We start from the raw sequence: 24931 nt of genomic DNA on the forward strand, positions 1-24931 counted from the left end.
AGGACGCCGACATGGCAACGATCACGCTCCGCGCCATCCATGATGGCGGAGGATTCACGCACAGCTCCGGCATAAGCGACCTGCAGGTTGCCTTCGTGCAAGGCCAGTTCGTCCTTTACGCGGCATCGCGGGCGGATGGAGGGCTTTCGGCATTCACGCTTGGTGCTGGTCGTGCCGCCACGCTGCTGTCCGAGGTGAACAGTTCGCCCGCCACGGGAACCTACGGCGTCACGGATATCGAGATCACGGATATCGGCGGTGTCCCCGTCGTGGCGGCGGCGGGACGGTACGACGACGAATTCGCCTATCGGCTTATCGGCGCCAATGGCAGCTTCGGCACCGTCGCGACGATTTCTCCGATCCCGCAATCAACTGCTGCGTTCGCGAGCATCGAGATTCTGAAGTTCGGGTCGCAGACCTACATGATCGCCGGCCGCGACAATGCCCAGGGGCTAGCGGTCTTCTCGATGACGTCGGGCTACGGCCTGTCGCAGGCCTTCACATTGTCAGATTCCACCGCGGCGACGCTGGCCAATGTCTCTGATCTCGTCACCTTCAATACCGGCTCTGCGCACTTCGTCTTCGCCGCATCGAGCATCGAGCATGGCGTGACGAGCATGTCGATCAATTCGTCCGGCGCGCTCAGCGTCGTCGATGCGATCGACGGGATGAAGGACTACGGCATCTATCAGGCCACCCAACTCGCCACGGCCGAGGCGGGCGATGGCGATTTCCTCCTCGTCGGCGCGTCGGGGTCAGGCAACATCTCGGTGTTCGAGATTGGGGCGACCGGCGATCTCAGCTTGCGCGACATGGTCTGGGACTCGCTTCAGACTCGGTATCGCAACGTGACCGCACTGGAAGCGTTCGACTACAACGGCCGCGCGTTCGTGCTTGCCGGCGGCAGTGACGGCGGCATGACGCTGTTTGAGCTTGGGCCGAATGGCAGGCTCTATTTCATCGCTAATGTTGTCGACACCTACACGACGACGCTGGCATCGGTCTCGGCGATCGAGGTGGCGATCGTCGGTGGGGATATCCAAGTCTTCGTGGCGAGCGCGATCGAGCCCGGAATCACTCAGTTCTCGATCGATCTCGGGGCGATCGGCAACATGGTCACGCCGAGCGGGCCGTCGAATGGCGCCGTCGGCAGTCCGGGCGACGATTTTCTCGTGGGATCTGACGCCCGCAACACGCTTTGGGGGATGAACGGCAACGACCGCATCGTCGACGGCGGCGGAATCGACACGCTCTATGGCGGGCTTGGCGCGGAAACGTTCGTTTTCGTGAAGGACGGGGTGTACGATCGTGTGATGGATTACCAGGCGGGGATCGACCGGATCGACCTGTCGGGCTTCGACATGGTCTATTCCATCGCGGGCCTCGACATCGACTCGACCGTTTACGGCGCACGGGTTTCGATCGGGTCAGATGCGATCCTGCTTGTGTCGCTCGACGGCCAGCCCCTGACGGCCGCCGACTTCGACGCGGCGAGCTTCATTTTCTGAGACGGGCGGCAATTGAAGGCCCGTCGTCGCCTTCCATTAGGCGCCGGTTCGCCTCGGATCGTTTCCTAGCTCCCTGCGGACGAGTAAATGCCGGATTCCAACTCCGCCGCCACAAATGATGAGCGCCAACTGTCGCGTGTGCGGTACCATCGCACGCGCCCGACAGGTCCGCTACAGTGAAACAGGACCCCCACAGGGAAACCGGGAGCCTGCGGCGGCTAAGTTTCACCCGCAAAGACGTCGCGGATCGGGTCGCGGCGCGATGCAGTTCACGGCTCGGGCCGGACGATTTTGCGCGCGTCGGAATTTGGTTCTGTGACGCTTCTTAAGAATCAGACCGGTCGCGAACGGATCATGCCGACGATGTCGTAGCACTTCGCCAGGATCGGAGCCGCGATGGCATCGGCGCGCTCGGCGCCGTTGCCGAGAATTCGGTCGATCTCGTCCGGCTCGGCCATTAGGCGTTTCATTTCATCCGCGATAGGCGAGAGCTTGGCCACCGCCAGATCTGCGAGTGCCGGCTTGAAGGCGCCGAAGCCCCGGCCGGCGAATTCCGTCACCACGGCGTCGGGCGTCGTGTCGGCGAGCGCGGCGTAGATATTGACCAGGTTCTTCGCTTCGGGCCGGTCCTTCAGACCTTCAACGCAGTCGGGCAGGGGCTCGGGGTCGGTGCGCGCCTTTCGGAACTTCTGCGCGATCATGTCGGCGTCGTCGGTCAGGTTGATCCGGCTCTGGTCCGAAGGGTCCGACTTCGACATCTTCTTCGAGCCGTCGCGCAGGCTCATGATGCGCGTCGCTGCCCCCTCGATTACAGGCTCCGTCATCGGGAAGAAGTCCACGCCGAAGTCGTGATTGAACTTCGTCGCGATGTCCCGCGTCAGTTCCAAGTGCTGCTTCTGGTCCTCGCCCACAGGCACATGTGTCGCGTGATAGAGCAGGATGTCGGCGGCCATAAGCGACGGATAGGCGTAGAGCCCGAGCGATGCGTTCTCTGCGTTCTTGCCCGCCTTGTCCTTGAACTGCGTCATCCGGTTCATCCAGCCGACGCGGACGACGCAGTTGAAGATCCAGGCAAGCTGCGCGTGCCCCGGCACCTGACTCTGGTTGAACAAGATCGACCGCTTCGGGTCGAGGCCCGAGGCGATGTAGCCGGCGGCGAGTTCACGCGTCGCGTGCCGCAGGTCTGCGGGATCCTGCCAGGTCGTGATCGCATGAAGGTCGACGATGCAATAGATCGTCTCGACGCCCTTGGCCTGCATCTCGACGAACCGCTTCACGGCCCCGAGGTAGTTGCCAAGCTGCAGATGATTGGTCGGCTGAATGCCCGAAAAGACACGCGGCGTGAATTTCGATGTCGCGGCGGCGGCCATGTGTGTCCCCGTTACTGTAGGCGTCTGGAATTTTTCGTCCCGCTCGCGTATCGCAGGGTCAGAGCCCCGTCAACAAGGAGCCCCGATGCGCGACGGATACGATGAAACCCCGATGAACCCGCTGCCGCCGATCGTGTGGCTGCTGGTCCTGCCGATCGTGGCGATGGAGATCGTTCTCAGTGCGGGCGCCTACGGGATCGCCGGCGGGCCGGATGCCATCGGCTGGCGCAGCGACGCGCTTCAGCGCTTCGCGCTGTCTCCCGAGATGCTCGACCAGATGCTGGCCGGAGGGCGGGTCGACCCCGACTACCTGATGCGGTTCGTGACCTACCCCTTCGTGCACGGCAACTTCACGCACGCGCTTTTCGCGACCGTCTTCATCCTCGCGCTCGGCAAGTTCGTGGGCGAGGTGTTCCGTGGGTGGTCGGTGTTCGCGGTGTTCCTTGGTGCGGTGATCGCGGGCGGGATCGCCTATTCGCTCGTGCCCGGGCTCCGCGTCGCACTCTACGGCGGCTATCCGGGGGCTTACGGGCTGATCGGGGCGTTCACCTTCATCCTCTGGGCGCGGCTCGGGGCGGAGCGCGCCAATCGCGCGCAGGCCTTCACGCTGATCGGGTTCCTGCTCGGTATCCAGCTTGTCTTCGGAGCGCTTCTTGGCGGCGCGCCGGATTGGATCGCCGATCTGGCGGGCTTTGTGACGGGTTTCGTTCTGTCTTTCGTCGTCGGCCCCGGAGGGCCAGCGCATCTTCTGCGCGTGATCCGTCAGCGCTGACGCGACAGGCCAGCGCGGAAATCGGCCATCCTGAACGCGCCGACCGCGTAGGCCGCGACGCCGTAGACGGTTATGCCGGCAAGCACCAGGACGGCGAGTGCCCAGTAGCGATGACCTGCCGCCGAAATCTGTGGGGACAGGAGGCCAGAGAGCCCCCACAGAATGACGCCCATCGCAAGAGATGCGATGACAACGCGAGGCAGGCGCGCCAGAAGCCGGTTGTCGGGGTCCGCCGCTTCGCCCATCCGCCGCGATCCGCGCCAGAGCTGCCAGGTCATCGCCCAGCCCGCGATCGTCGTGCCGATCGCTGCAGAAATGAACCCCAGGAAGGGCGCAAGACCAATGGCAAGGACTGCATTCACGACCATCGAGACGACCGCGTAGTAAAACGGCGTCTTCGTATTCTCGCGCGCGAAGTAAAGTGGCTGGAGCACCTTTTGCAACACGAAGGCCGGCAGGCCGATCCCGTATATGGCCAACGCCAGCGCGGTCTGGGCCGTGTCCGCCGCATCGAACGCGCCGCGTTCGAAAATGACCGAGATGAGAGGCCCGGGGATCACGACCAGCGCGACCGCGGCCGGCAGGGTGAGGAACAGCGCGAATTCTGCGGCGCGCGACAGGGCGTGCCGGCTTCCCCCTACATCGCCGGATTTCAGGCGCCGTGACAGGTCCGGCAGCAGCACGATCCCGATCGCGATTGCGACGACGCCAAGCGGGAGCTGGTAAAGCCGGTCGGCGTTGTAGAGCCAGGCGACCGCGCCGTCGTAGTAACTCGCCACCTGCCGTCCGACGAGCAGGTTCACCTGGATGACGCCCCCGGTCAGCATCGCAGGCGCGGCGATGATCGCAAGCCGCCGGAGCTCCGGCGTCAGTCTCGGCCGGCGCGGAACAAGCGAGATGCCGGCCTTCTGCGTCGCGACCCAGACAAGCGCCAATTGCGCAAGCCCCGCGATCGGAACGGTCCAGACCAGTGTCCAGCCCGCATCCCATCCCAAGACGGGAGCGAGGGCGAGGGCCGTCAGGAACAACACGTTCAGCAAGACCGGTGCGGCCGCGGCCGCAGCGAAGCGCCCGGTCGCGTTCAAAACGCCCGAGCAAAGGGCGGCGAGCGAAATGAACAGGATGTAGGGAAAGGCGACACGGCCGAATCCGACTGACAGGTCGAACCGTTCATCCCCGACATAGCCCGACGCCATCGCCCAGATAAGCGCAGGCATGAAAAGTTGCGCAACGATGGTCAGCGCGATCAGCACGGTCGCCAGGCCACCCATCGCGTCCCGGGCGAAACCCTCGGCGTTCTCTCCACCTTCCAGCCGTTTTGCGAACATCGGCACGAATGCCATGTTGAAGGCACCCTCGGCGAAGAAGCGCCGGAACATGTTGGGAAGCGAGAAGGCGATTATGAAGGCCTGCGCGACCGGGCCGGTTCCCAGCGCCGCGGCGATCCAGGCGTCGCGGACAAGGCCCAGCACGCGGCTCATCATCGTCCAGCTGCCTACTGTCAGGAAGCCCTGGATCAGCCGAATTGGTTTCATTCGCTCCTTGCTCGCTCCGCGCCTTCGGTGATCGCCTGGCGCAGCTTCCTTTCCAGCGCGTTCTGCTTTGCCTTCGTATGCAGCTTCAGCCCGAACATGTCCTTGACGTAGAAGCTGTCGACGACCTGAGCCCCATAAGTCGCAATCACGGCGCTGGCAATATAGATGTTGTTGGCCGCAAGTGTCCGCGTCAGGTCGAATAGCAGACCCGGGCGATCGCGGGTGTCGACCTCGATGATCGTGTAGATCTCGGAGCCTTCGTTGTCGAAGGTGATCGAGGTCGGGAACTGGAACTGGCGTTCACGCTTCTTGATCTTGTCGCGGTCCCTGAGTGCATCGCGCGCGACGACTTCCCCCTTCAGGGTTCTTTCGATCATCGACCTCAGGCGGGGAAGACGGGTCGCCTCGTATGGATGGCCCTCGGCGTCCTGGATCCAGAAGGCGGCCGTGGCATAACCGTCTTTCGACGTGTAGGTTCGCGCATCCACGACATTCGCGCCCACGAGCGCGAGCGCGCCGGCAAGGCGCGAGAAGATGCCCGGATGGTCGGCGAGCGCGAAACAGGCCCGGGTCGCGTCGTGGTCCGGATCGGGCTTGACGTCGATCCGGATTGCATCGTCTGGAATGTCGCGCAACAGCTCCGCGAAGACGCACTGAGTATCCGTCGACAGCCCCTGCCAGTAGGGATCGTAGTGGCGCGCGGTTTCCTTCCGCACGTCCTTCGGGTCCCAGTCTGAAATCGCCTCGCGCAGGGTGCGCTTCGCTTCGGCCTGGCGCTTGCCGGTGTTGATTGTTTCAAGACCGGCATCGAGTGCTTCCGCCGTTTCGGCGTAGAGCCGGCGCAGAAGCATAGCCTTCCAGTTGTTCCACGTGTTCGGTCCGACGCCGCGTATGTCGCAGACCGTGAGCACCGTGAGCAGGTCCAGCCGTTTGCGCGTCTTCACGATCTTGGCGAAATCGCGGACCGTGCGCGGGTCCGATATATCGCGCTTCTGCGCCATGTCGGACATGAAGAGGTGGTAACGCACCAGCCACTCCGCGGTCTCGCTTTCCTCGGCGTTCAGGCCGAGCCGCGGCGCGACCCGCCGCGCGATCTGGGCGCCGAGGACGGAGTGATCTTCGGGCCGGCCCTTGCCGATGTCATGCAGGAGCAGTGCGACATAGAGCACGCGCCTGTTCACCCCGTGTTCGAGAATCGCCGACGAGATCGGCAGTTCTTCGATCAGTTCCTTGCGCTCGATCTGGGCGAGCGTGGAGATCGTCTGGATCGTGTGCTCATCCACCGTGTAGTGGTGGTAGACGTTGAACTGCATCATCGCCACGATCGGCTCGAATTCCGGGATGAAGGCCGAAAGCACGCCCAGCTCGTTCATCCGCCTCAGTGCGCGTTCCGGATTGCCGTGCTTGAGAAGCAGATCAAGGAATAACCGCGTGGCTTCCTTGTCCTCGCGCATCTCGTCGTCGATGAGGTCGAGATTCTGGGCGACGACGCGCATGGCCTCGGGGTGAATGAGGTTGCCGGTCCTCAACCCCTCCTCGAAGAGCCGCAGAAGGTTCAGCTTGTCCTTCAGGAACGTCTTCTGATCGACGATATTGATCCGTCCCTTGTCGATCCGGAAGCCTTCGCGCATTTTGCGTCTGCGGCGCAGAAGGCCGGCAAGCCGCGCCTCTTTCTTGACGTGCCGCTGTTCGAGTGCCGTGAGGAACACGCGCGTGACTTCGCCCACATGGGTTGCCTGCCGGAAGTAGTCCTGCATGAAATGCTCGACCGCCCGGCGCCCCCCGCTGTCGGAATATCCCATCCGGCTCGCGACCTCGACCTGAAGGTCGAAGGTAAGCTGGTCCTGGGCCCGTCCGGTGATGAGATGCAGGTGACAGCGCACTGCCCAGAGAAAATCCTCGGCGGCCGCGAAGGTCGCATATTCGTCGCTGGTGAGCAGGCCCTGCTCGACGAGCTCGGCCGCTTGGCGCACACCATGAATGTACTTGCCAATCCAGTAGAGCGTCTGCAGATCCCTGAGCCCGCCCTTGCCCTCCTTCACATTAGGCTCGAGCACATAGCGCTGTCCGCCCTGCCGCTTGTGACGTTCCGCGCGCTCGGCGAGTTTCGCCTCGATGAATTCCACGCCCGTGCTCTTGAACAGATCGTTCCGCAGTTTCTGGCGCAGCTCGTCGGCAAGCGGCTCGTGCCCGGTGATGAAGCGCCGTTCCAGAAGCGCTGTGCGGATCGTGTAGTCCTCGCGCCCCAGACGCAGGCAGTCCTTCACCGTGCGACTGGAATGGCCAACTTTCAGGCGCAGATCCCAGAGGATGTAGAGCGTGGACTCGATCACACTCTCGGCCCAGGCTGTCATTTTCCACGGTGTGAGGAAAAGCAGGTCCACATCCGATTGCGGCGCCATCTCCGCGCGTCCGTAGCCCCCGACGGCAAGCACAGCCATGCGCTCGACCTCGGTCGGGTTGGACAACGGGTGCAGCGTTCCGGCCGCAATCGCGTAGACGCAGCGTACGATCGCGTCCGTCAGTGACGCCTGTGCCCGCACGCTGACCAGCGCCGCCCGGGGATGGGTGGCGAAATCGTCGGAGATGGCCTCCGTGACCTCCTCGCGCGCCTTCGTGAGGGCAGCCACGACCGTCGCCCGCCGTGCCCGCGTGTCGTCTCTGGCGCGCACCTCACGCGCCAGCACCTTCGTGAAGCGCGCCGTGTCGAAGATAGGATGGTCGGCGATGGCGGCCGCGGGGCTGGCCGGGGGTGTGAATCCCGCCGGTTCAGAATCCCGCGCCACCGAAGCTTCTCGGGGCAGGGTCAATGATGACCACCTGTGCATTCTGGATCTGCGCCACGGCGAGGCCGCGTTCGTTGGTTCCGTTCGGCCTCAGCCGGAAGACGCCGTTGACGCCGGCAAATCCCGCACCCTGCGTCAGCGCGGCCTTGCTCAGCGCATTTGCCTTGCCCTGTTTCGCCAGCGCCCCGATCGCGGCGATGCCGTCATATGCAAGGCCCGCGATCGGATGCGGACTCTCTCCATAGGCGGCTGCGAAGCGCGACCGGAACTGGTTCGCAAGGCCCGGGTCCGGCAGCGCGAACCAGCCGCCCTGCACGCCAGGCATCGACAGCGTGGCGGACGGAATGTCCCAGCGCGTCAACCCGATGAACTGGGCTGATTGCGAGTTGACGCCGGCTTCGGGCAGAAGCTGGGCGAGAAGCGGCAGCGCGCCGGCCGTGTCGGCGGTGAAGAAGACGGCATTCGCGCCCGTCGTGGTGATGGACGAGGCGATGGACGGAGCGGCTGCGATGACGCCCTGCTGCGAAAACTCGTAACTTGTCGATCCGGCGATACTCGCGCCCGAGCCCGCCGCGGCGGCGGCAATTGCGCGCCGTCCCTGCTCGCCCGCCGGCGTCTGGTCGTGCACGATCATGACCCGGTTCCTTCCGGAGCGCGCGGCGTAACGCATGAGCCGGCTCGCGGTGTTTTCGAAGGTGGGGCCGAGCACGAAGACATTGCCGCCCGCGATTTCGGTGTTGTTTGAAAAGGAAAGGACGTTAACGCCCGTGCCCGCTACGGCGACGCCCGCAGCATTGGCGGACTCGGCGAAGACCGGGCCAAGGATCACTTTGGCGCCGTCGTCCACGGCCCGACGCGCCATCGCGGCCGAAGTGGCGGGATTGGCGCCCGCATTGTAGACCCTGAGGTCGATCTCAACCCCGTCGAGATCGGCGACGGCGAGGTCAGCCGCCTGCTTGAGATTGCGTGCCAGGACTTCGTCGCCAGAATTGCCCGATCCACCCGGCAGAATCAGTGCGACCGGAACCGGAGCGCCGGCATCGAGGCTCGGCGCGCGGCTCGACGGCAAGGGCTCACAGGCGGACATCAGAAAGGCGGCGGCAATCAGTGCAGCGCGGCTCAGTGCCTTGCGGCGGTTACTCAAAACGGTGAACATGGTCTAGTCCTCGATCCGGTCTCGGGTTGGGCTGATCTGGAATGGTGACACTACCGCGGCGAGACTATGCGCTCCTGCGCGGCAAGTAAACGCAGGAGCAGGAAGGACGGCGATGACCGGCCAACGCCCGAAGCCCGAGCCTGGGCTGCACTTCGTGGCCACACCGATCGGCGCGGCGCGCGACATCACGTTGCGCGCGCTCGATATTCTCGCGGGCGCCGACGTGCTCGCGGCCGAGGATACCCGGACCCTTAGGCACCTAATGGACATCCACGGGATCGCACTCGGCGACCGCCCGCTTCTGGCCTATCACGACCACAATGCCGGGCGCGTGCGCCCAAGGATCCTCGCCGCGCTCGAAGAGGGGAAATCCGTGGCCTACGCCTCCGAGGCGGGAACGCCGCTGGTCGCCGATCCGGGGTTTCAACTCGCTCGCACGGCGATCGAGGCGGGCCACCGGGTGCTGTCGGCGCCCGGTCCTTCAGCGGTGCTCGCCGCGCTGACCGTGTCCGGCCTGCCGACCGACAGGTTTCTCTTCGCGGGCTTTCCGCCGGCGGCGGGCGGACAGCGCAAGGCATGGCTGGCCGACCTCGCCGAAATCCCCGCAACGCTTGTTCTCTACGAATCGCCGAAGCGCGTTCAGAAATTGTTAGGGGATCTGGCAGTAGCGTACGGAGAGGACCGGCGCGCAGTGGTTTGCCGGGAACTGACGAAGAAGTTCGAAGAGGTGACGCGAGGCACAATTGGCGAGCTTGTCGGAGCGCTCGCCGACCGGGCGATCAAGGGCGAAGTCGTGGTCCTCGTTGACCGCGCGATGGCAAAGCTGGCTGATCCGGTTGAGGTTGAAGCCGCGTTGAAGGAGGCACTGAAATGCCATTCGACCCGGGACGCGGCAAGCTTGGTGGCCGAAACACTGGGTCTGCCACGACGCGAGGTGTACCAGAGCGCCCTGAAACTCGCCGCCGGCAATTGACGGGCGCCCAGGCTCATCACGGTGGGCGCGTCGCCGAACAACAGGTCGAGGCTGATTATGCCCGCCGCGGCTACCGAGTTGTGGCGCGGCGCTGGCGCGGGCGGGGCGGGGAGATCGACCTGATCCTGCGCGATGGCGCGCGGGTGGTCTTCGTCGAGGTCAAGCGCGCCGAGACCTTCGCGATCGCCGCCGAACGGCTGACAGATCGCCAGATGGCCCGCATCCAGGCCGCTGCGGCCGAGTTCGTTGCGGGCGAGCCGGACGGCCAGGATACCGATGTCGCCTTCGACGTGGCGCTGGTCGACGGCAGTGGCCGCATCGACATCATCGTGAACGCCATCGGAGTCTGATCGCGCATTGCATCCTGGCGCCGCCTCGGTCATCAATCGGCACCGATCGACGTGACACGGGGCGGCGCGCATGGGACTAAAGGTGGCGATCCAGATGGACCCGATCGAGCGGATCGACATCAACGCCGATTCGAGCTTTCGCATCGCGATCGAGGCTCAGGAACGCGGGCACGAGCTTTTTTACTATACGCCCGGAAGGCTCATCTATCGCGAAGGGCGCGTGCTAGCCCATGGCTGGCCTCTGGAGCTTCGGCGCGAGAAGGGAAACCACTTCACGCTCGGCGCCGAGACCGAAGTCGACCTGGCTGACTGGGACGTTGTCTGGCTGCGCCAGGACCCGCCCTTCGACATGGGCTACATCACGACGACGCATCTGCTGGACATGATCCATCCCCGGACGCTTGTGGTGAACGACCCCTTCTGGGTCAGGAACTACCCCGAAAAGCTCCTCGTCCTGACCTTCCCCGACCTCACACCCCCGACGCTGATCGCGCGCGACCTCGCCGCGATCCGTGCCTTCAAAGCCGCACATGGCGACATCATCCTCAAGCCGCTCTACGGCAACGGTGGCGCGGGTGTCTTCCGGCTCGACCCAAACGACCGCAACCTCGCCTCGCTGCACGAGCTGTTCATCGGCATGAACCGCGAGCCTCTGATCGCGCAGCAGTATGTTCCCGCTGTGGTCGAAGGTGACAAGCGCATCATTCTCGTCGACGGTGAGCCCGTGGGCGCGATCAACCGCATTCCGGCAGAAGGCGAGACGCGGTCGAACATGCATGTCGGTGGCCGGCCTGAGAAGATCGGCCTCTCCGACCGCGACCGTGAGATTTGCGCGGCGATTGGACCCACGCTGCGCGAGAAGGGGCAGATCTTCGTCGGGATCGATGTGATTGGCGACTGGCTGACTGAGATCAACGTGACCTCTCCGACCGGCATTCAGGAACTCGAACGGTTCGACGGCACCAATGTCGCCCGACTGATCTGGCAGGCGATCGAGGCGCGGCGCTCAGGGCGATGAGCCTCAGGCTCCGCCTGCTCAAGCTCATGATCCGCACGATCGTGAAGCCGCGGCTCAGGGCCACGCGCGATCCTCTTACAGCGCGGCGGGAATTCGAGTTCAGCGCCCGCCGTCTTCTGGCCGGACCGCGAGGAACCGCGATGCAGCGCATCGCGGCCGACCCGCCTGTGCCGCCGCTCACGTGGTTTACTCCTGACCGCGTCGAGCCAAGTGCGGCGCTTCTGTATTTCCATGGCGGCGGCTACACTGCGGGGTCGCCCATGACCCATCGGGGAATCATCTGCCGCCTTGCGCGGCGCATAGGTGTTCCGGCCTGCGCGCCTGAATACCGGCTCGCCCCCGAACACCGCTTCCCGGCCGCGCAGGACGACGCTTTGGCTGCGTGGTGCGCGCTCGTCCGTCAGGGCCTCCGGCCAAGGCGAATTGTGCTGGCCGGCGACAGCGCGGGCGGCGGGCTCGCCCTCTCGCTTCTGGCGCAACTCTGCCGAAGGGGAACACCGCCCGCCGCCGCCGCTGTCTTTTCCGCCTGGACAGATATGACCGGCTCGGGCGCTTCCTGCCGCGACAACGCCGGGTCCGATCCGTTCCTTCCCGCCGAAAGGATGCCCGACCTTGTGCGCTTCGCGCTTGGTGACCACCCTCCCGAGGATCCCCGCGCTTCACCACTTTTCGCCGACTTCCCTGGCTGCCCGCCGGTGTTGTTCCAAGTCTCGGCGCGCGAGATCCTTTTTGACGATTCACGACGCTTCGCCGAGCGGTTGAAATGCGAGGGCGTGGAGGCGGAGCTTCAGGTCTGGCCTGACACGCCGCATGCCTGGCCCGTCTTCGCGGGACGCATCCCTGAGGCCGATGCCGCACTGAAGTCCGCGGCCGAATTTCTCAGGGCAAGTCTTGTGCCGTGCTGCGCTTAGCGCCCCTCCTGAACGCTGAGCCGGTAGCTGACCGCTTCGGCCACATGAGGCTTTCGGACGTCTTTCGACCCGGCAAGGTCGGCAATGGTGCGCGCGACGCGCAGGATGCGGTGATAGCCCCGCGCCGACAGGCCGAAGCGTTCGGCCACCTTGGCGAGTAGATCGCGGCCTTCGGGGTCCGGGCTCGCCACGTCCTCAAGCAACCGGCCCTCGGCATCGGCGTTGACACGCACCCCGGGGTGATCCTCGAACCGCTTGGCCTGCGCGCTCCGTGCCGCAGCCACCCGTTCCGCCACGGTCGCCGAGGCTTCGCCCGCATCGGGCAGGTCGAGATCGGCATAGGCCACCGGCGGCACTTCGACGCGCAAGTCGACTCGGTCCATGAGTGGACCCGAGATGCGGCCAAGATAATCTTCGCCGCACTGCGGGACGCGGGCGCATGAGCGGGACGGCTCGCTCAGATAGCCGCATTTGCAGGGATTGGCGGCGGCGACCATCAGAAATCGGCAAGGATAGCGGATATGCGCGTTGGCGCGGGCGACGACGACCTCGCCGGTCTCGATCGGTTGGCGCAAGGTTTCGAGGACCGCGCGGGGGAACTCGGGTAACTCGTCGAGGAAAAGAACTCCGTTGTGGGCAAGGCTGATCTCACCCGGCTTCGCGCCCCGCCCGCCGCCGACGATGGCAGCCATCGAGGCGGTGTGATGAGGCTCCCGGAACGGCCGCGTCCGGCTGATGCCGCCTTCCTCGAGCAAACCCGAAAGCGAGTGGATCATCGAAGTCTCCAACGCCTCGACCGCTGAAAGAGGCGGCAGGATGCCGGGCATGCGCGCGGCCAGCATCGACTTGCCGGATCCCGGCGTACCGACCATCAACAGGTGATGCCGCCCCGCCGCCGCGATCTCAAGCGCGCGCTTGGCGCGTTCTTGACCTTTCACGTCGCGCAGGTCGCGGTCGGCGCGGGCGCCCATCACCTCGCCCGGCTGGGCCGGGGCGATTGGCGCCTGGCCGGTAAAGTGTCCCAAAACCTCGGCGAGCGAGCCCGCCGCGATCACCGGTGTCGCCTCGACCCAGGCGGCCTCGGGTCCGCAGGCCTTCGGGCAAAGGAGCGTTCGCTCCTCCTCCGCCGCCGCCATCGCGGCAGGAAGTGCCCCGATGACCGGAACGAGCCGCCCGTCGAGCGACAGTTCGCCGAGCGCGACGGTCGCCTCGGCGTCCTCGCGCGGGATGATGTCTATGGCGGCGAGAAGCGCGAGCGCGATCGGCAGGTCGAAATGCGAACCCTCCTTGGGCAGGTCGGCGGGGGAGAGGTTCACCGTGATCCGCTTCGACGGCAGCGCGATGGACAGGGCGGTCAGCGCCGCGCGGACCCGGTCGCGCGCCTCGCTCACCGCCTTGTCGGGCAAGCCCACGACAGAGAAGGCCGGCATTCCCGCAGAGACGGCACATTGCACCTCGACAATGCGGGCCTCGACACCTTCGAAAGCGACCGTGTAGGTGCGCGCGACCATGAGCCGTCCCCTTAACTTTGGTTAACGGGTACTCCGCGCGTGGTTTAGGAATGGTTAACGCGCAATCAACTGACTGAAGGCGGGCCAGGCTTCGGGGTCGGCCATCGTCTTGTCCCGGCAGAAGGCGTTACAGAAGCCCCAGACCCGGCCGTCGAGATGCAGGAAATCGGTCGCGGGCTTGCCAGAAAAGGGGCAGGCGTCGTTTTCGGCAGGACCTTCGGCCAACTCCGCGGTGCGCGGCACAGGTCCCGGCCAGGGCCGCCGCGGATAAGGTTTGTCGTAGCCCGGCTGCAATCGGTTTTCGGCAATCCCCATCGCGCGCCAGCGCCGGAAAGCGGGGTCGGCGAGATGCGCTGCGACATAGGCTTGCGCGACGTCCGATACGGGCAAGTTGTAGGTCGCGATCCGTGTCGCCACCGGGGCGAAGAAGGCGTCCGCCGCCGTGTAGCGACCGAATAGCCAGGGTCCGGCCTCGCCGAAGCGGCCGCGCGCACGCGACCAGATGAGCTCGATCCGCGCCAGATCGGCCCGAACCTCAGGCCGCGGCTGGCTGTCTTCGTAGCTTACGAGCAGGTTCATCGGGCAGTCTCCGCGCAAAGCGGGAAAGCCCGCGCACATCTCGGCCGCCATGTAGCGCGCCATGGCGCGGGCGGCCGGGTCGTCAGGCCATAGCCCGGCGTCGGGATGGCGCTCGGCCAGCGTCTCGGCGATGGCGAGGCTTTCGCCGATCACCTCGCCATCGGGTGTGCGGATCGCAGGGACCAGCCGGGCGGGCGGGAACTCTGCCAGCAGCCGCTGGAAATCGTCGGTATAGAGGATGCCGGTACGCACCCTGACCGGAATTCCGAACTTCTCAAAAAGGAGCCAGCCCCTCAGCGACCAACTGGAATAGCTGCGGTCCCCTATCGCGAGGTGATACGTCATGGGATATCTCCTTTTCTTGGCGAAACTAGCGGGGCGAGGGCGCGAGCGCACGTTCGGATTCGTGCGGCGCCTCATCACGAAGCGTGATCCACTGCGGCTTGTCATCAGGTCGGGCGCGACCTAATCCTTGGGGACACGAGCCAAAGGGGCCCACATGCTGTCCGGCAAGCGCATCCTTCTGATCATCGGCGGCGGCATCGCGGCCTACAAGTCGCTGGACCTCATCCGCCGGCTTCGGGAACGTGGCGCGGCCGTGACGCCGGTCTTGACGAAGGCGGCCGAGGAATTCGTGACGCCCCTGTCGACCGCGGCGCTCGCGGGCGAGAAGTGCTACCGGCACCTCTTCGACCTGACGGACGAGGCCGAGATGGGGCATATCGAGCTATCCCGCGCGGCTGACCTCGTGGTCGTGGCGCCCGCGACAGCCGATCTGATGGCCAAGATGGCGGGCGGGCACGCCGGCGACCTGGCCTCGACGCTTCTGATGGCGACCGACAAGAAGGTGCTGATCGCGCCCGCAATGAACGTCCGCATGTGGCTGCACCGCGCGACACAGCGCAACATCGCGACCCTGCGCGCCGACGACATCCGCTTCGTCGGACCGAATGAGGGCGACATGGCCTGCGGCGAATACGGGCCGGGCCGGATGGCCGAGCCGCTGGAGATCGTCGCGGGCATCGAGGCGGTTCTTGGCGATGGGCCGCTCAAGGGCCGCCACGTGATCGTGACCTCGGGGCCGACGCACGAGCCGATCGACCCGGTGCGGTACATCGCCAACCGGTCGTCGGGGGCGCAAGGCACGGCCCTCGCCCGAGCGCTAAGGGATCTCGGCGCAAGGGTGACCTTCGTGACCGGTCCCGCGGCGGTGCCGCCGCCCGGCGGGGTCGAGGTGGTTGCCGTCCAGACCGCCGTCGAGATGCGCGACGCGGTGACGGCGGCGCTACCGGCCGACGCGGCCGTGTTCGCGGCTGCGGTCGCCGATTGGCACGTGGTGAACGCGTCTGGCTCGAAGATGAAGAAGGACGGGTCGGGCAAGTCGCCGGAGCTCGACTTCGCCGAGAATCCCGACATTCTCGCCACGGTCGCGAGCATGAAGAAGGGACGCCCGAAATTGGTCGTCGGCTTCGCAGCCGAGACTGACGACGTTCAGGCCCATGCCGAGGCGAAGCGGGCACGAAAAAAGTGCGACTGGATCGTCGCCAACGACGTCACACCGGCGACCGGGATAATGGGCGGCACGGAGAACGCGGTGACGCTGATCACCGGCAATGGTGCCGAGGAATGGCCGCGGCTGCCCAAGGACGAGGTCGCGCGGCGGCTCGCGGTGCGCATCGCCGAGTCGCTGGTCTGAGACGGAGAGCACGGATGCCTCCGGCGGAGGTATTTCCGGCAAGAGGAAGGGGCTGGGGATGCGACCCACGATGCGGGTCATGCGCGAGGACTGGGCCGATCCGGATGTTGCCCTGCCGTCCTACGAGACGGCGGGCGCGGCGGGCGCGGACCTCCGGGCGAACCTGCCCGAGGCGGAGCGCGCGGGCGGGGTCATTCTCGTGCCGATGGAACGGCGGATCGTCCCGACCGGGCTGCGGATCGAAATCCCGGCGGGGTTCGAGGCGCAGATCCGGCCGCGCTCCGGGCTCGCGCTGAGGCATGGTATCTCGCTCCCGAATACGCCCGGCACGATCGACAGCGACTATCGCGGGCCGCTCGGCGTTCTCGTGATCAATCTCGGGGCCGAGCCGGTCACGATCGCGCACGGAGAGCGCATTGCCCAGATGATCGTCGCGCCGGTCGTGCAGGCCGACTTCGCCGAGGTCGCGGCGCTCGGCGACACCGCGCGCGGTGCGGGCGGGTTCGGCTCGACGGGGCGACGATGACCGTGATCCTCATCGCCGGTGGTCTCGTGGCGCTCGGGCTCGCGCTCCGGCTTCCGGCGCGGATGATCGCGCTGACGCTTACGCTCGTCTGGGTCGGTGCGCTTCTCGCCCATCTCGTGCTGCCCGTGGAACATCCGGTGACGCGCGCGCTCGGCGGCGATTGGCGCTCCTGGGCGGCACTCGGGGTGGGCGCGGGGCTCGTGATGCTCTACCGCGCGGGGGTGATGCGTCTTTGGGACCGCGCGCGGGTTTCGGCGCCCGCCGGTACGCCTGCCGCATCCGGCGGCAGCTTCTCGGAAGCCGAGCTTGACCGCTACGCGCGTCACATCGTCCTGCGCGAGGTCGGCGGGCCGGGCCAGAAACGGCTCAAGGAGGCAAAAGTACTCGTCGTCGGGGCAGGCGGCCTCGGCTCGCCCGCGCTTCTCTATCTCGCCGCCGCTGGGGTCGGCACGATCGGGGTGATCGACGACGACGAGGTCTCGAGTTCCAACCTCCAGCGGCAGGTGATCCATACCGACGCGCGGATCGGCCAGCCCAAGGTGTTCTCGGCCGAGGCGGCGATGAGGGCGCTCAACCCGTTCATCGCGGTCCGGCCCTACAACCGGCGTCTCGCGGAAGAGGAGGCCGAGGCACTTTTCGCGGACTACGACCTGATCCTCGACGGGTCGGACAATTTCGGCACGCGCTATCTGGTGAACGCCGCGGCGGTCGCGGCGAAAAGGCCGCTCATCTCGGCCGCGATCACCCAGTGGGAAGGGCAGATCAGCCTCTACGACCCCGCCAACGGCGCGCCCTGCTATGCCTGCATCTTCCCCGATCGTCCCGCCGACGGGCTCGCGCCGGCCTGCGCGGTCGCCGGCGTGATGGGTGCGCTGCCAGGCGTCGTGGGCGCGATGATGGCCGTCGAGGCGATCAAGGAGATCACGGGCGCGGGCGAGACGTTGCGCGGGCGAATGCTGATCTACGACGCGCTTTACGGCGAGAGCCGACAGATCGCGCTGAAGCGCAGCCCAGACTGCAGGGTCTGCGGGAAGGTCTGAACCGCCGCGGGCGACTTCGAACCCCCGCTTGCCCGGCCTCCGGTGGAGGTATCTGGGCAACGAAGACGGCGGATCTGGTCAATCCTGACCGTGCGGTCTAGCGTCGCGGCCGAAGGAGATGCCACATGACCAATCCGCTTCTTGCCCGCTGGACCGGAGATTTTGCACTGCCGCCGTTCGCGGCGATAAGCGACGCCGATTTCGCGCCTGCCTTCGAGACGGCGTTCGCCGAGGCACGAGCCATAGTCGCGACGATCGCGGAGAGCGGAGAGCCGCCGACATTCGCCAACACGATAGAGGCGATGGAGCTTGCCGAGGAGACGCTCGACCGGGTGGCAGGGGTTTTCTACAATCTCGTTGGTGCGGATTCGACGCCCGAACGCGAGGCGTTGCAGCGCGAACTCGCCCCGAAGATGGCGGCGTTTTCGTCCGAGGTCACGATGAACGCACCGCTCTTTCGTCGGATCGAGGCGCTGTGGGAGGCCCGCGACTCGCTCGGCCTCATTCCGGAACAGCGTCGCGTGCTGGAGCTTTACCACCGGATGTTCGTCCGCGCGGGCGCCGCGCTCGACGAGGCGGCGCGCAAGCGCATGTCGGAAGTGAAGGAGAGGCTCGCGGTTCTGTCGACCGCCTTCTCCCAGAATCTTCTGGCCGACGAGCGTGATTGGGCGCTTCCACTCGCCGAGGGCGATCTCGAGGGCCTGCCGGATTTTGTCGTCGCGTCTGCCAAGGCGGCAGCCGAGGAGCGCGGGCAGGAGGGTCACGTGTTGACGCTCAACCGCTCGCTCATCGTGCCGTTCCTGCAATTCTCGACGCGCCGCGACTTGCGCGAGAAGGCATTCAAGGCATGGCTGGCGCGGGGTGCGAATGGGGGTGAGACGGACAATCGCGGCCTGGCCGCGGAAATCCTGAAGCTGAGGGAGGAGCGCGCGAAGCTTCTCGGCTACGAGAGCTTTGCAGCCTACAAGCTGGAGCCTGAGATGGCCAAGACGCCCGGCGCGGTGCGCGACCTTCTGATGCAGGTCTGGAAACCTGCCCGGGCGCGCGCCGAGGACGATGCCGCGATCCTTGCGAAGATGATGCGCGATGACGGCATCAACGGCGAGTTCGAGCCTTGGGACTGGCGCTACTACGCCGAGCGGCGGCGCAAGGCCGAGCATGACCTCGACGAGGCGGAGCTAAAGCCCTATTTCGCGCTCGACGCGATGATCGAGGCTGCCTTCGACTGCGCGCACCGACTGTTCGGGCTGACATTCAGGCCGATCGACGCCAAGCTCTACAATCCCGACGCCCGCGCATGGGAAGTATTGCGCGACGGGCGGCATGTCGCAGTCTTCGTCGGTGACTATTTCGCCCGCGCGTCCAAGCGGTCGGGAGCGTGGTGTTCGGCCTTCCGAACCCAGCGAAAACTTGGGGGTGACCAGCGGCCGATCGTGGTCAATGTCTGCAACTTCGCCAAGCCTTCCAAAGGCAAGCCGGCGCTATTGTCCTGGGACGACGCGCGCACGCTGTTTCACGAGTTCGGCCATGCGCTGCATCAGATACTGTCGGACGTGACCTACGGTTTCATCTCCGGCACCGCCGTCGCACGCGACTTCGTCGAGTTGCCAAGCCAGCTCTACGAGCACTGGCTGGAAGTACCCGAAGTGCTGGATCGCCATGCCCGCCACGCGACGACCGGCGAGCCGATCCCCGTGCAGCTGCGCGACCGGCTGATCGCGGCCACGACCTACGACCAGGGCTTCGCGACCGTCGAATACCTCGCCTCGGCGCTCGTCGATCTGGCGTTCCACGAAGGCGCGGCGCCCACCGATCCGATGGCGGTCCAGGAGAAGGTGCTGGCCGAGATCGGCCTGCCGCGCGCGATCCGCATGCGCCACGCGACGCCGCATTTCGCCCATGTCTTCGCGGGCGACGGCTATTCGGCGGGCTACTACAGCTACATGTGGTCCGAGGTCATGGACGCCGACGCCTTCGAGGCGTTCCGCGAGGCGGGCGATCCGTTCGATGCCGCAACCGCGAAGCGGCTCGAGGCGCATATCCTCTCGGCCGGCGGATCGCAGGAGCCGGACGCACTCTACTCCGCCTTCCGCGGCCGGATGCCAGGGGTGGAACCGCTTTTGAAGGGCAGGGGGCTTCTTGAACCGGCGTGATCCGGGCCGCGCGGCGTGAAGGACAGATGACGGCCGATTTCCTCATTGTCGGGGGCGGGATCGCCGGCATCTCGGCCGCCGCGCGCCTGTCGCACTTGGGCGCTGTGACGCTTGTGGAGGCCGAGGGTCACCTTGCCTACCACGCTTCTGGTCGCTCGGCCGCGCTTTACGAGCCGAATTACGGACCTGCCCCGGTCGCCAATCTGTCTCGGGCCAGCGAGGGGCATCTTCGCGAAGAGGGCGGTGGCGTCCTTTCCAAGCGCGGCCTGTTGCTCGTCGCGGGCCAGTACGAACGCTCCGCATTCGACGCCGACCGCAGATCGATGGCGATGGATGACATGAGCCTTGTTGAAGCGCGGGGGCTCGTGCCGATCCTCGACCCTGCCGCTGTCGCCTTCACCGCCTTCGGCGATCATGCGTGGGATATCGACACCGACCGCCTGATCCAGAACTTCGCCCGCGCCGCGCGCGCGAACAAGGCGCGGATCGTGACCGGTCGCCGCGTCACCGCCATCGCCCGCGCAGACGGGCGTTGGCACGTCGAGGCGGGCGGCGCGATCTACGCCGCCCGTTTCATCGTAAACGCCGCAGGTGCCTGGGCGGACGAGGTCGCGCGGATGGCGGGGGTCCGTCCCATCGGTCTCGCGCCGCTTCGCCGCTCGATGGCCCGAATCGCCGCGCCCGGCCGGCGCGACGTTGCCGCGTGGCCGATGATCTTCGGCACCGGCGAAAGCTGGTACGCCAAGCCCGATGCCGGTGCGCTGATTGTTTCCTCGGCGGAGGAGGCCCCCTCGCATCCTCACGACGCCTGGGCCGATGACATGGTGCTCGCCGAAGGGCTCGCGCGCTACGAGGCGCACGTGACAGAACCGGTCACGCGCCCGATTGCCACATGGGCTGGACTCCGTACCTTCGCGCCGGACCGCGTGCTGGTCATCGGCCGCGACTCCAGCCAGCCCGATTTTCTCTGGCTCGCCGGGCAGGGCGGATACGGTTTCCAGACTGCACCGGCGGCCAGCCGGCTTCTCGCCGACCTCGTCGCCGGCCGGTCCCCGGAAATCGACGCCGCAATCATCGAGACTCTTTCGCCGAAGCGCTTTTCGTGACACTCTTGCGCCAAGAGCAAGAACACGAGCAGGGGACAGCGAAATGGGACAGATCGGGCGAATTCTCGCAACAATAGCCCTCATCGCGGTGACCGGATGTGGCGGTGGCGGCAAGGTCGCCGGCATCCCGAACCGCTTCAGCGACATCGATCCCTATGACTGGAGCGGCATCACGCCCGCGCATCACCCGGTCCACGGCATCGACGTCTCGCGCTATCAGGGCGACATCGACTGGCGCAAGGTTAGGCGATCTGGGGTGGCCTTCGCCTTCATTAAGTCGACCGAGGGCGGTGATCACGCCGATCCGATGTTCAAGGCGAACTGGCGGGGCGCGGGCCGCGCCGGCGTGCCGCGCGGCGCCTATCACTTTTTCTATCTCTGCCGGCCCGCAGCCGAGCAGGCGCGCTGGTTCATCGCCAACGTGCCGCGCAGCCGGGGCGCGCTGCCGCCGGTGCTGGACGTCGAATGGAACCACCAGTCCCGCACCTGCCGCCTGCGGCCGGACCCCGCACACATCCGGGCCGAGATCCGCGCCTTCCAGAGCCTCGTCGGCGCGCATTACGGGCAGCGGCCGATCATCTACACCTCGGTCGATTTCTGGCGCGACAACGAGCTTTCGAAGCTCGGCGGCGAGGAATTCTGGCTGCGCTCCGTCGCGGGCCATCCGCGCGACATCTACAAGGGCCAGCGCTGGAGCTTCTGGCAATATACCGGCACCGGCATCGTGCCCGGCATCTCGGGCAAGGCGGATCTCAACACCTTCGCCGGCTCCGAGGCGCAGTGGGCCTCCTGGCTCGCACGCCGCCGCCTCTGACTAGGCTTGCCGCCGCGAGACGGCCTGATTTGAGCGAGGTCAAGGCCGTCTCCGCGCTCGCATGCGATCCGTGCGTCAAAGGACATCGCGGAGGCGGAGATGAGTTACCGGAACGAAATCGACAGGACGCGCGCCGAACTGCGCGCGCTTCACAAGGCCATTCCTGCGGCGGCAGGCGCGTTCGGCGCGCTGTCGAATGCGGTGAAGGAGAACGGGCCGCTGAGCGTGAAGGAAAAGGAGTACGTCGCGCTCGGCATGGCCGTGGCTTTGCGCTGCGAGCCCTGCATCGATTTCCATGTCGAGGCGCTGATGAAGGCGGGCGCCACGCGCGAGGAACTCGGGGACGTCCTCGCCATGGCGGTCCAGATGGGCGGTGGCCCGACGCTGATGTATTCCGCACGCGCGCTCGCCTGCTGGGACGAGCTGGCTGCGGAATAAGGGCGGCAGCCCGCCCCGACTTCATCTTGCCGCAAATACCTCGGGGGTCCGGGGGCAGGGCCCCCGGCCTCGCCGGCCGCGTCAGCCGTTGACGCGGATGCGCTCGTTCTTCGGATCGAACGGGCTGTCCTCGACCACTTCGGCATCCCATTCCTGCCTGAGCATCCGCACCTTCAGCTTGGTTCCGACCTCGGCCAGCTCCGGGCTGACGTAGCCCATGCCGATCTGCTTGCCGAAGGCGACCGACCAGCCGCCCGAGGTCAGGCGGCCGACCTTCTTGCCGCCCGACAGCAGCGCCTCCTTGCCCCAGGGATCGGTGTCGTCCGGCCCGTCGATCAGCACGGTTACGCATTTGAACCGCACGCCGGTGTCGATCATCGCCTGTTTGCCCCGGAATTCCTTCGACAGGTCGATGAAGCGGTCAAGCCCGGCCTCCATCGGCGTCGCGTCGCGGCCAAGCTCGGTACCGAAGGCGCGGTAGGATTTCTCCTGACGCAGCCAGTTCTGGGCTCGGGCGCCGACGAGCTTCATGCCATGTTTTGCGCCTGCCTCGAGGAGCAGGTCCCAGAGGTAGCGCTGCATTTCGATCGGGTGGTGCAACTCCCAGCCGAGTTCGCCCGTATAGGCCACGCGGATCGCGTTGACCGGGCACATGCCAAGTTCGATCTTGCGTGCCGAGAGCCAGGGGAAGCGCTTGTTCGAGAGCGCGGTTTCCGGGTCGGCATCCTTGATGATCTCTTTCAGGATGTCGCGCGACTTCGGACCGGCGATGGCGAAGACGCCCCACTGGGTCGTGACGTCGTGGATATCGACATGCGCGCCGCCATTCGCGATGAAGTCCTCGGCCGATTTCTTCAGGTAGTCCGCGTCGTAGGCGGTCCAGGCCCCGGCCGAGACGAGGTAGTAGTCGTTCTCACCGTTCCTGACGATCGTGTATTCCGTCCGCGTCGTGCCCGCTTCCGTCAGCGCGTAGGTCAGGTTGATGCGACCGACCTTTGGCAAAGCGTTGCAGGTGAACCAGTCGAGGAACGCCGTCGCGCCCGGGCCGCGCACGATGTGCTTGGTAAACGCGGTCGCGTCGATGAGGCCGGCGGTCTCGCGGATCGCCTTTGCCTCGTCCACTGCATACTGCCACCAGCCGCCACGCCGGAACGACCGCGAGTCGTGGTCGAAGCTCTCGGGCGCGTCCTTCGGCCCGTAATAGTTCGGACGCTCCCAGCCGTTCACCTGGCCGAACTGCGCGCCGAGAGCCTTCTGGCGGTCATAGGCGGGCGCGGTGCGCAAGGGGCGGCAGGCTTCGCGCTCTTCGTCGGGATGGTGGAGGATGAAGACGTGGGAATAGCACTCCTCGTTCTTCCGTGCAGCGTATTCGGACGTCATCCAAGAACCGTAGCGCTTCGGGTCGAGCGAGGCCATGTCGATCTCGGCCTCGCCTTCCGTCATCATCTGGGCGAGGTAGTGGCCGGTGCCGCCCGCCGCCGTGATCCCGAAGGAAAAGCCCTCGGCCAGCCACATGTTGCGCAGCCCCGGCGCGGGGCCGACCAGCGGGTTGCCGTCCGGCGTGTAGCAGATCGGGCCATTGAAATCGTCCTTCAGGCCCACCTCCTCGGAGGATGGGATCCGGTGGATCATCGACATGTATTCCTCCTCGATCCGCTCCAGATCGAGCGGGAAGAGGTCGGCGCGGAAGCTTTCCGGCACGTCGTAGCAGAACCGGGCCGGCGCGCCGTGTTCGTAGGGCCCGAGGATCCAGCCGCCGCGCTCCTCGCGGACGTACCACTTGGCGTCGGCGTCGCGCAGGACGGGGTGTTCGGGGTTGTTCTTGCGGTACTCCTGCAGCATCGGGTCCGGTTCGGTCACGATGTACTGGTGCTCGACCGGAATCGCCGGGATCTTGATGCCGAGAAGCCGCGCGGTGCGCTGGGCGTGGTTGCCCGTGGCGGTCACGACGTGCTCGGCGCGTACTTCGGTCTGCTCGTCGGAGGGCACGAGGTTGCCACCCTTCTCGACCATCTTCGTCAGTGTCACGATCCATTCCGACCCGGTCCAGCGGTAGGCATCGACCTGCCACTTGCGCTCGATCGTCACGCCGTGTTGGCGGGCGCCCTTGGCCATCGCCTGGGTCACGTCGGCGGGGTTGATGTAGCCGTCCTGCGGGTGGAACAGCGCGCCTTTCAGGTCGTCTGACCGGACAAGCGGCCAGCGCTCCTTGATCTGCGCCGGTGTCAGGAATTCGTGGTAGACGTCGGCGGTTTCGGCCACGGACGAGTAAAGCATGTATTCGTCCATCCGCGCGTCGGTCTGGGCCATGCGCAGATTGCCCACGATGTAGAATCCCGCGTTCAACCCGGTCTCGGCCTCGAGCGTCTTGTAGAAGTCGACTGAATACTTGTGGATGTGAGTGGTGGCATAGGACATGTTGAACAGCGGCAGGAGCCCCGCGGCGTGCCAGGTCGAGCCCGAGGTCAGTTCGTCCCGCTCGACCAGCATCGTATCCCAGCCCGCCTTGGCCAGGTGATAGGCAATCCCTGCTCCGACGGCACCGCCGCCTACGACAAGGGCTTTGACATGGGTTTTCATGAGCCGACTCCTCGGAGCTTCAAAATTGGACCCTATCTGCCAGAGCAGCAAAAACGCGGAAAGGTCAGCCCGACCTAACGCGTAGGAAAAACGACATGCGCGGGCGTCG

The 24931-nt window shown here is 66.0% G+C and carries 20 protein-coding genes; 13 read left to right on the forward strand and 7 right to left on the reverse strand.

Translation table 11 applies throughout. From position 1 onward, the window contains the following. Window positions 1-11 precede the first annotated feature (11 nt). Window positions 12-1508 (forward strand): M10 family metallopeptidase C-terminal domain-containing protein, encoded by a 1497-nt coding sequence (locus tag DEA8626_RS02010; protein ID WP_108851388.1) that lies wholly within the window; start codon window positions 12-14, stop codon window positions 1506-1508. Between the two features lie 332 nt (window positions 1509-1840). On the opposite strand, the gene trpS is transcribed toward DEA8626_RS02010, so the two are convergent. After that, window positions 1841-2878, reverse strand: a complete 1038-nt coding sequence (gene trpS / locus DEA8626_RS02015) for a tryptophan--tRNA ligase (RefSeq protein WP_108851389.1) — start codon at window positions 2876-2878, stop codon at window positions 1841-1843. 85 nt (window positions 2879-2963) lie between these two features. Here trpS and DEA8626_RS02020 point away from each other — a divergent pair, with 85 nt between their 5' ends. Then, window positions 2964-3650, forward strand: a complete 687-nt coding sequence (locus DEA8626_RS02020; protein ID WP_108851390.1) for a rhomboid family intramembrane serine protease — start codon at window positions 2964-2966, stop codon at window positions 3648-3650. Here the strand turns inward: DEA8626_RS02020 and murJ are convergent. From murJ to DEA8626_RS02035, 3 genes are read right to left on the reverse strand one after another with little or no spacing between them, the layout of a single operon-like run. Then, window positions 3641-5185: a murein biosynthesis integral membrane protein MurJ gene (gene murJ, locus DEA8626_RS02025; RefSeq protein ID WP_108851391.1), complete on the reverse strand. Its 1545-nt coding sequence runs from the start codon at window positions 5183-5185 to the stop codon at window positions 3641-3643. The genes DEA8626_RS02020 and murJ overlap by 10 nt on opposite strands. Then, the gene (locus DEA8626_RS02030; RefSeq protein WP_438502424.1) at window positions 5182-7971 is read right to left on the reverse strand and encodes a [protein-PII] uridylyltransferase; all 2790 of its coding nucleotides are present in this window, start codon (window positions 7969-7971) and stop codon (window positions 5182-5184) included. Before DEA8626_RS02030 ends, murJ begins: the two co-directional genes overlap by 4 nt. Further along, on the reverse strand, window positions 7955-9127 hold the full coding sequence (locus DEA8626_RS02035) for a penicillin-binding protein activator (RefSeq protein WP_108851393.1): 1173 nt from the start codon (window positions 9125-9127) through the stop codon (window positions 7955-7957). The genes DEA8626_RS02030 and DEA8626_RS02035 overlap by 17 nt, the downstream gene beginning before the upstream one ends. A 112-nt stretch (window positions 9128-9239) precedes the next feature. Here DEA8626_RS02035 and rsmI point away from each other — a divergent pair, with 112 nt between their 5' ends. The 4 genes from rsmI to DEA8626_RS02055 all read left to right on the forward strand — a co-directional run bounded on the left by rsmI (window position 9240) and on the right by DEA8626_RS02055 (window position 12379). Beyond that, on the forward strand, window positions 9240-10100 hold the full coding sequence (gene rsmI, locus DEA8626_RS02040) for a 16S rRNA (cytidine(1402)-2'-O)-methyltransferase (protein WP_108851394.1): 861 nt from the start codon (window positions 9240-9242) through the stop codon (window positions 10098-10100). Further along, window positions 10097-10450: a YraN family protein gene (locus tag DEA8626_RS02045; RefSeq protein WP_108851395.1), complete on the forward strand. Its 354-nt coding sequence runs from the start codon at window positions 10097-10099 to the stop codon at window positions 10448-10450. The genes rsmI and DEA8626_RS02045 overlap by 4 nt, the downstream gene beginning before the upstream one ends. Window positions 10451-10520: 70 nt before the next feature. Beyond that, entirely contained in the window at window positions 10521-11468 is a 948-nt protein-coding gene (gshB, locus tag DEA8626_RS02050) for a glutathione synthase (protein WP_108851396.1), read from the forward strand. Next, on the forward strand, window positions 11465-12379 hold the full coding sequence (locus tag DEA8626_RS02055; protein WP_108851397.1) for an alpha/beta hydrolase: 915 nt from the start codon (window positions 11465-11467) through the stop codon (window positions 12377-12379). Before gshB ends, DEA8626_RS02055 begins: the two co-directional genes overlap by 4 nt. Here DEA8626_RS02055 and DEA8626_RS02060 read toward each other — a convergent pair. Then, window positions 12376-13890, reverse strand: coding sequence for a YifB family Mg chelatase-like AAA ATPase (locus tag DEA8626_RS02060; protein ID WP_108851398.1), 1515 nt, complete (start codon window positions 13888-13890; stop codon window positions 12376-12378). The genes DEA8626_RS02055 and DEA8626_RS02060 overlap by 4 nt on opposite strands. Before the next feature lie 54 nt (window positions 13891-13944). Next, window positions 13945-14814, reverse strand: coding sequence for a glutathione S-transferase (locus DEA8626_RS02065; RefSeq protein ID WP_108851399.1), 870 nt, complete (start codon window positions 14812-14814; stop codon window positions 13945-13947). Between the two features lie 154 nt (window positions 14815-14968). Between DEA8626_RS02065 and coaBC the strand changes: the two genes are divergently transcribed. The 7 genes from coaBC to DEA8626_RS02100 all read left to right on the forward strand — a co-directional run bounded on the left by coaBC (window position 14969) and on the right by DEA8626_RS02100 (window position 22242). Beyond that, window positions 14969-16165 (forward strand): bifunctional phosphopantothenoylcysteine decarboxylase/phosphopantothenate--cysteine ligase CoaBC, encoded by a 1197-nt coding sequence (coaBC, locus tag DEA8626_RS02070; RefSeq protein WP_108851400.1) that lies wholly within the window; start codon window positions 14969-14971, stop codon window positions 16163-16165. A 58-nt stretch (window positions 16166-16223) separates the two neighbouring features. Next, window positions 16224-16691, forward strand: a complete 468-nt coding sequence (gene dut, locus DEA8626_RS02075; protein WP_108851401.1) for a dUTP diphosphatase — start codon at window positions 16224-16226, stop codon at window positions 16689-16691. Beyond that, entirely contained in the window at window positions 16688-17731 is a 1044-nt protein-coding gene (locus DEA8626_RS02080; RefSeq protein WP_108851402.1) for a HesA/MoeB/ThiF family protein, read from the forward strand. The genes dut and DEA8626_RS02080 overlap by 4 nt, the downstream gene beginning before the upstream one ends. Window positions 17732-17856: 125 nt before the next feature. After that, complete coding sequence (locus DEA8626_RS02085) at window positions 17857-19884, forward strand: M3 family metallopeptidase (protein WP_108851403.1); 2028 nt, start codon at window positions 17857-17859, stop codon at window positions 19882-19884. A 26-nt stretch (window positions 19885-19910) separates the two neighbouring features. Continuing rightward, window positions 19911-20990, forward strand: coding sequence for an NAD(P)/FAD-dependent oxidoreductase (locus tag DEA8626_RS02090; RefSeq protein WP_108851404.1), 1080 nt, complete (start codon window positions 19911-19913; stop codon window positions 20988-20990). 43 nt (window positions 20991-21033) lie between these two features. Beyond that, window positions 21034-21804, forward strand: a complete 771-nt coding sequence (locus DEA8626_RS02095) for a glycoside hydrolase family 25 protein (RefSeq protein ID WP_108851405.1) — start codon at window positions 21034-21036, stop codon at window positions 21802-21804. A gap of 99 nt (window positions 21805-21903) precedes the next feature. After that, the gene (locus DEA8626_RS02100) at window positions 21904-22242 is read left to right on the forward strand and encodes a carboxymuconolactone decarboxylase family protein (RefSeq protein ID WP_108851406.1); all 339 of its coding nucleotides are present in this window, start codon (window positions 21904-21906) and stop codon (window positions 22240-22242) included. Between the two features lie 81 nt (window positions 22243-22323). Here DEA8626_RS02100 and DEA8626_RS02105 read toward each other — a convergent pair whose 3' ends face one another. After that, the gene (locus DEA8626_RS02105) at window positions 22324-24822 is read right to left on the reverse strand and encodes a GcvT family protein (protein WP_108851407.1); all 2499 of its coding nucleotides are present in this window, start codon (window positions 24820-24822) and stop codon (window positions 22324-22326) included. Window positions 24823-24931 lie beyond the last annotated feature (109 nt).

This window comes from Defluviimonas aquaemixtae (assembly GCF_900302475.1).
Classification (GTDB): Bacteria; Pseudomonadota; Alphaproteobacteria; order Rhodobacterales; family Rhodobacteraceae; genus Albidovulum; species Albidovulum aquaemixtae.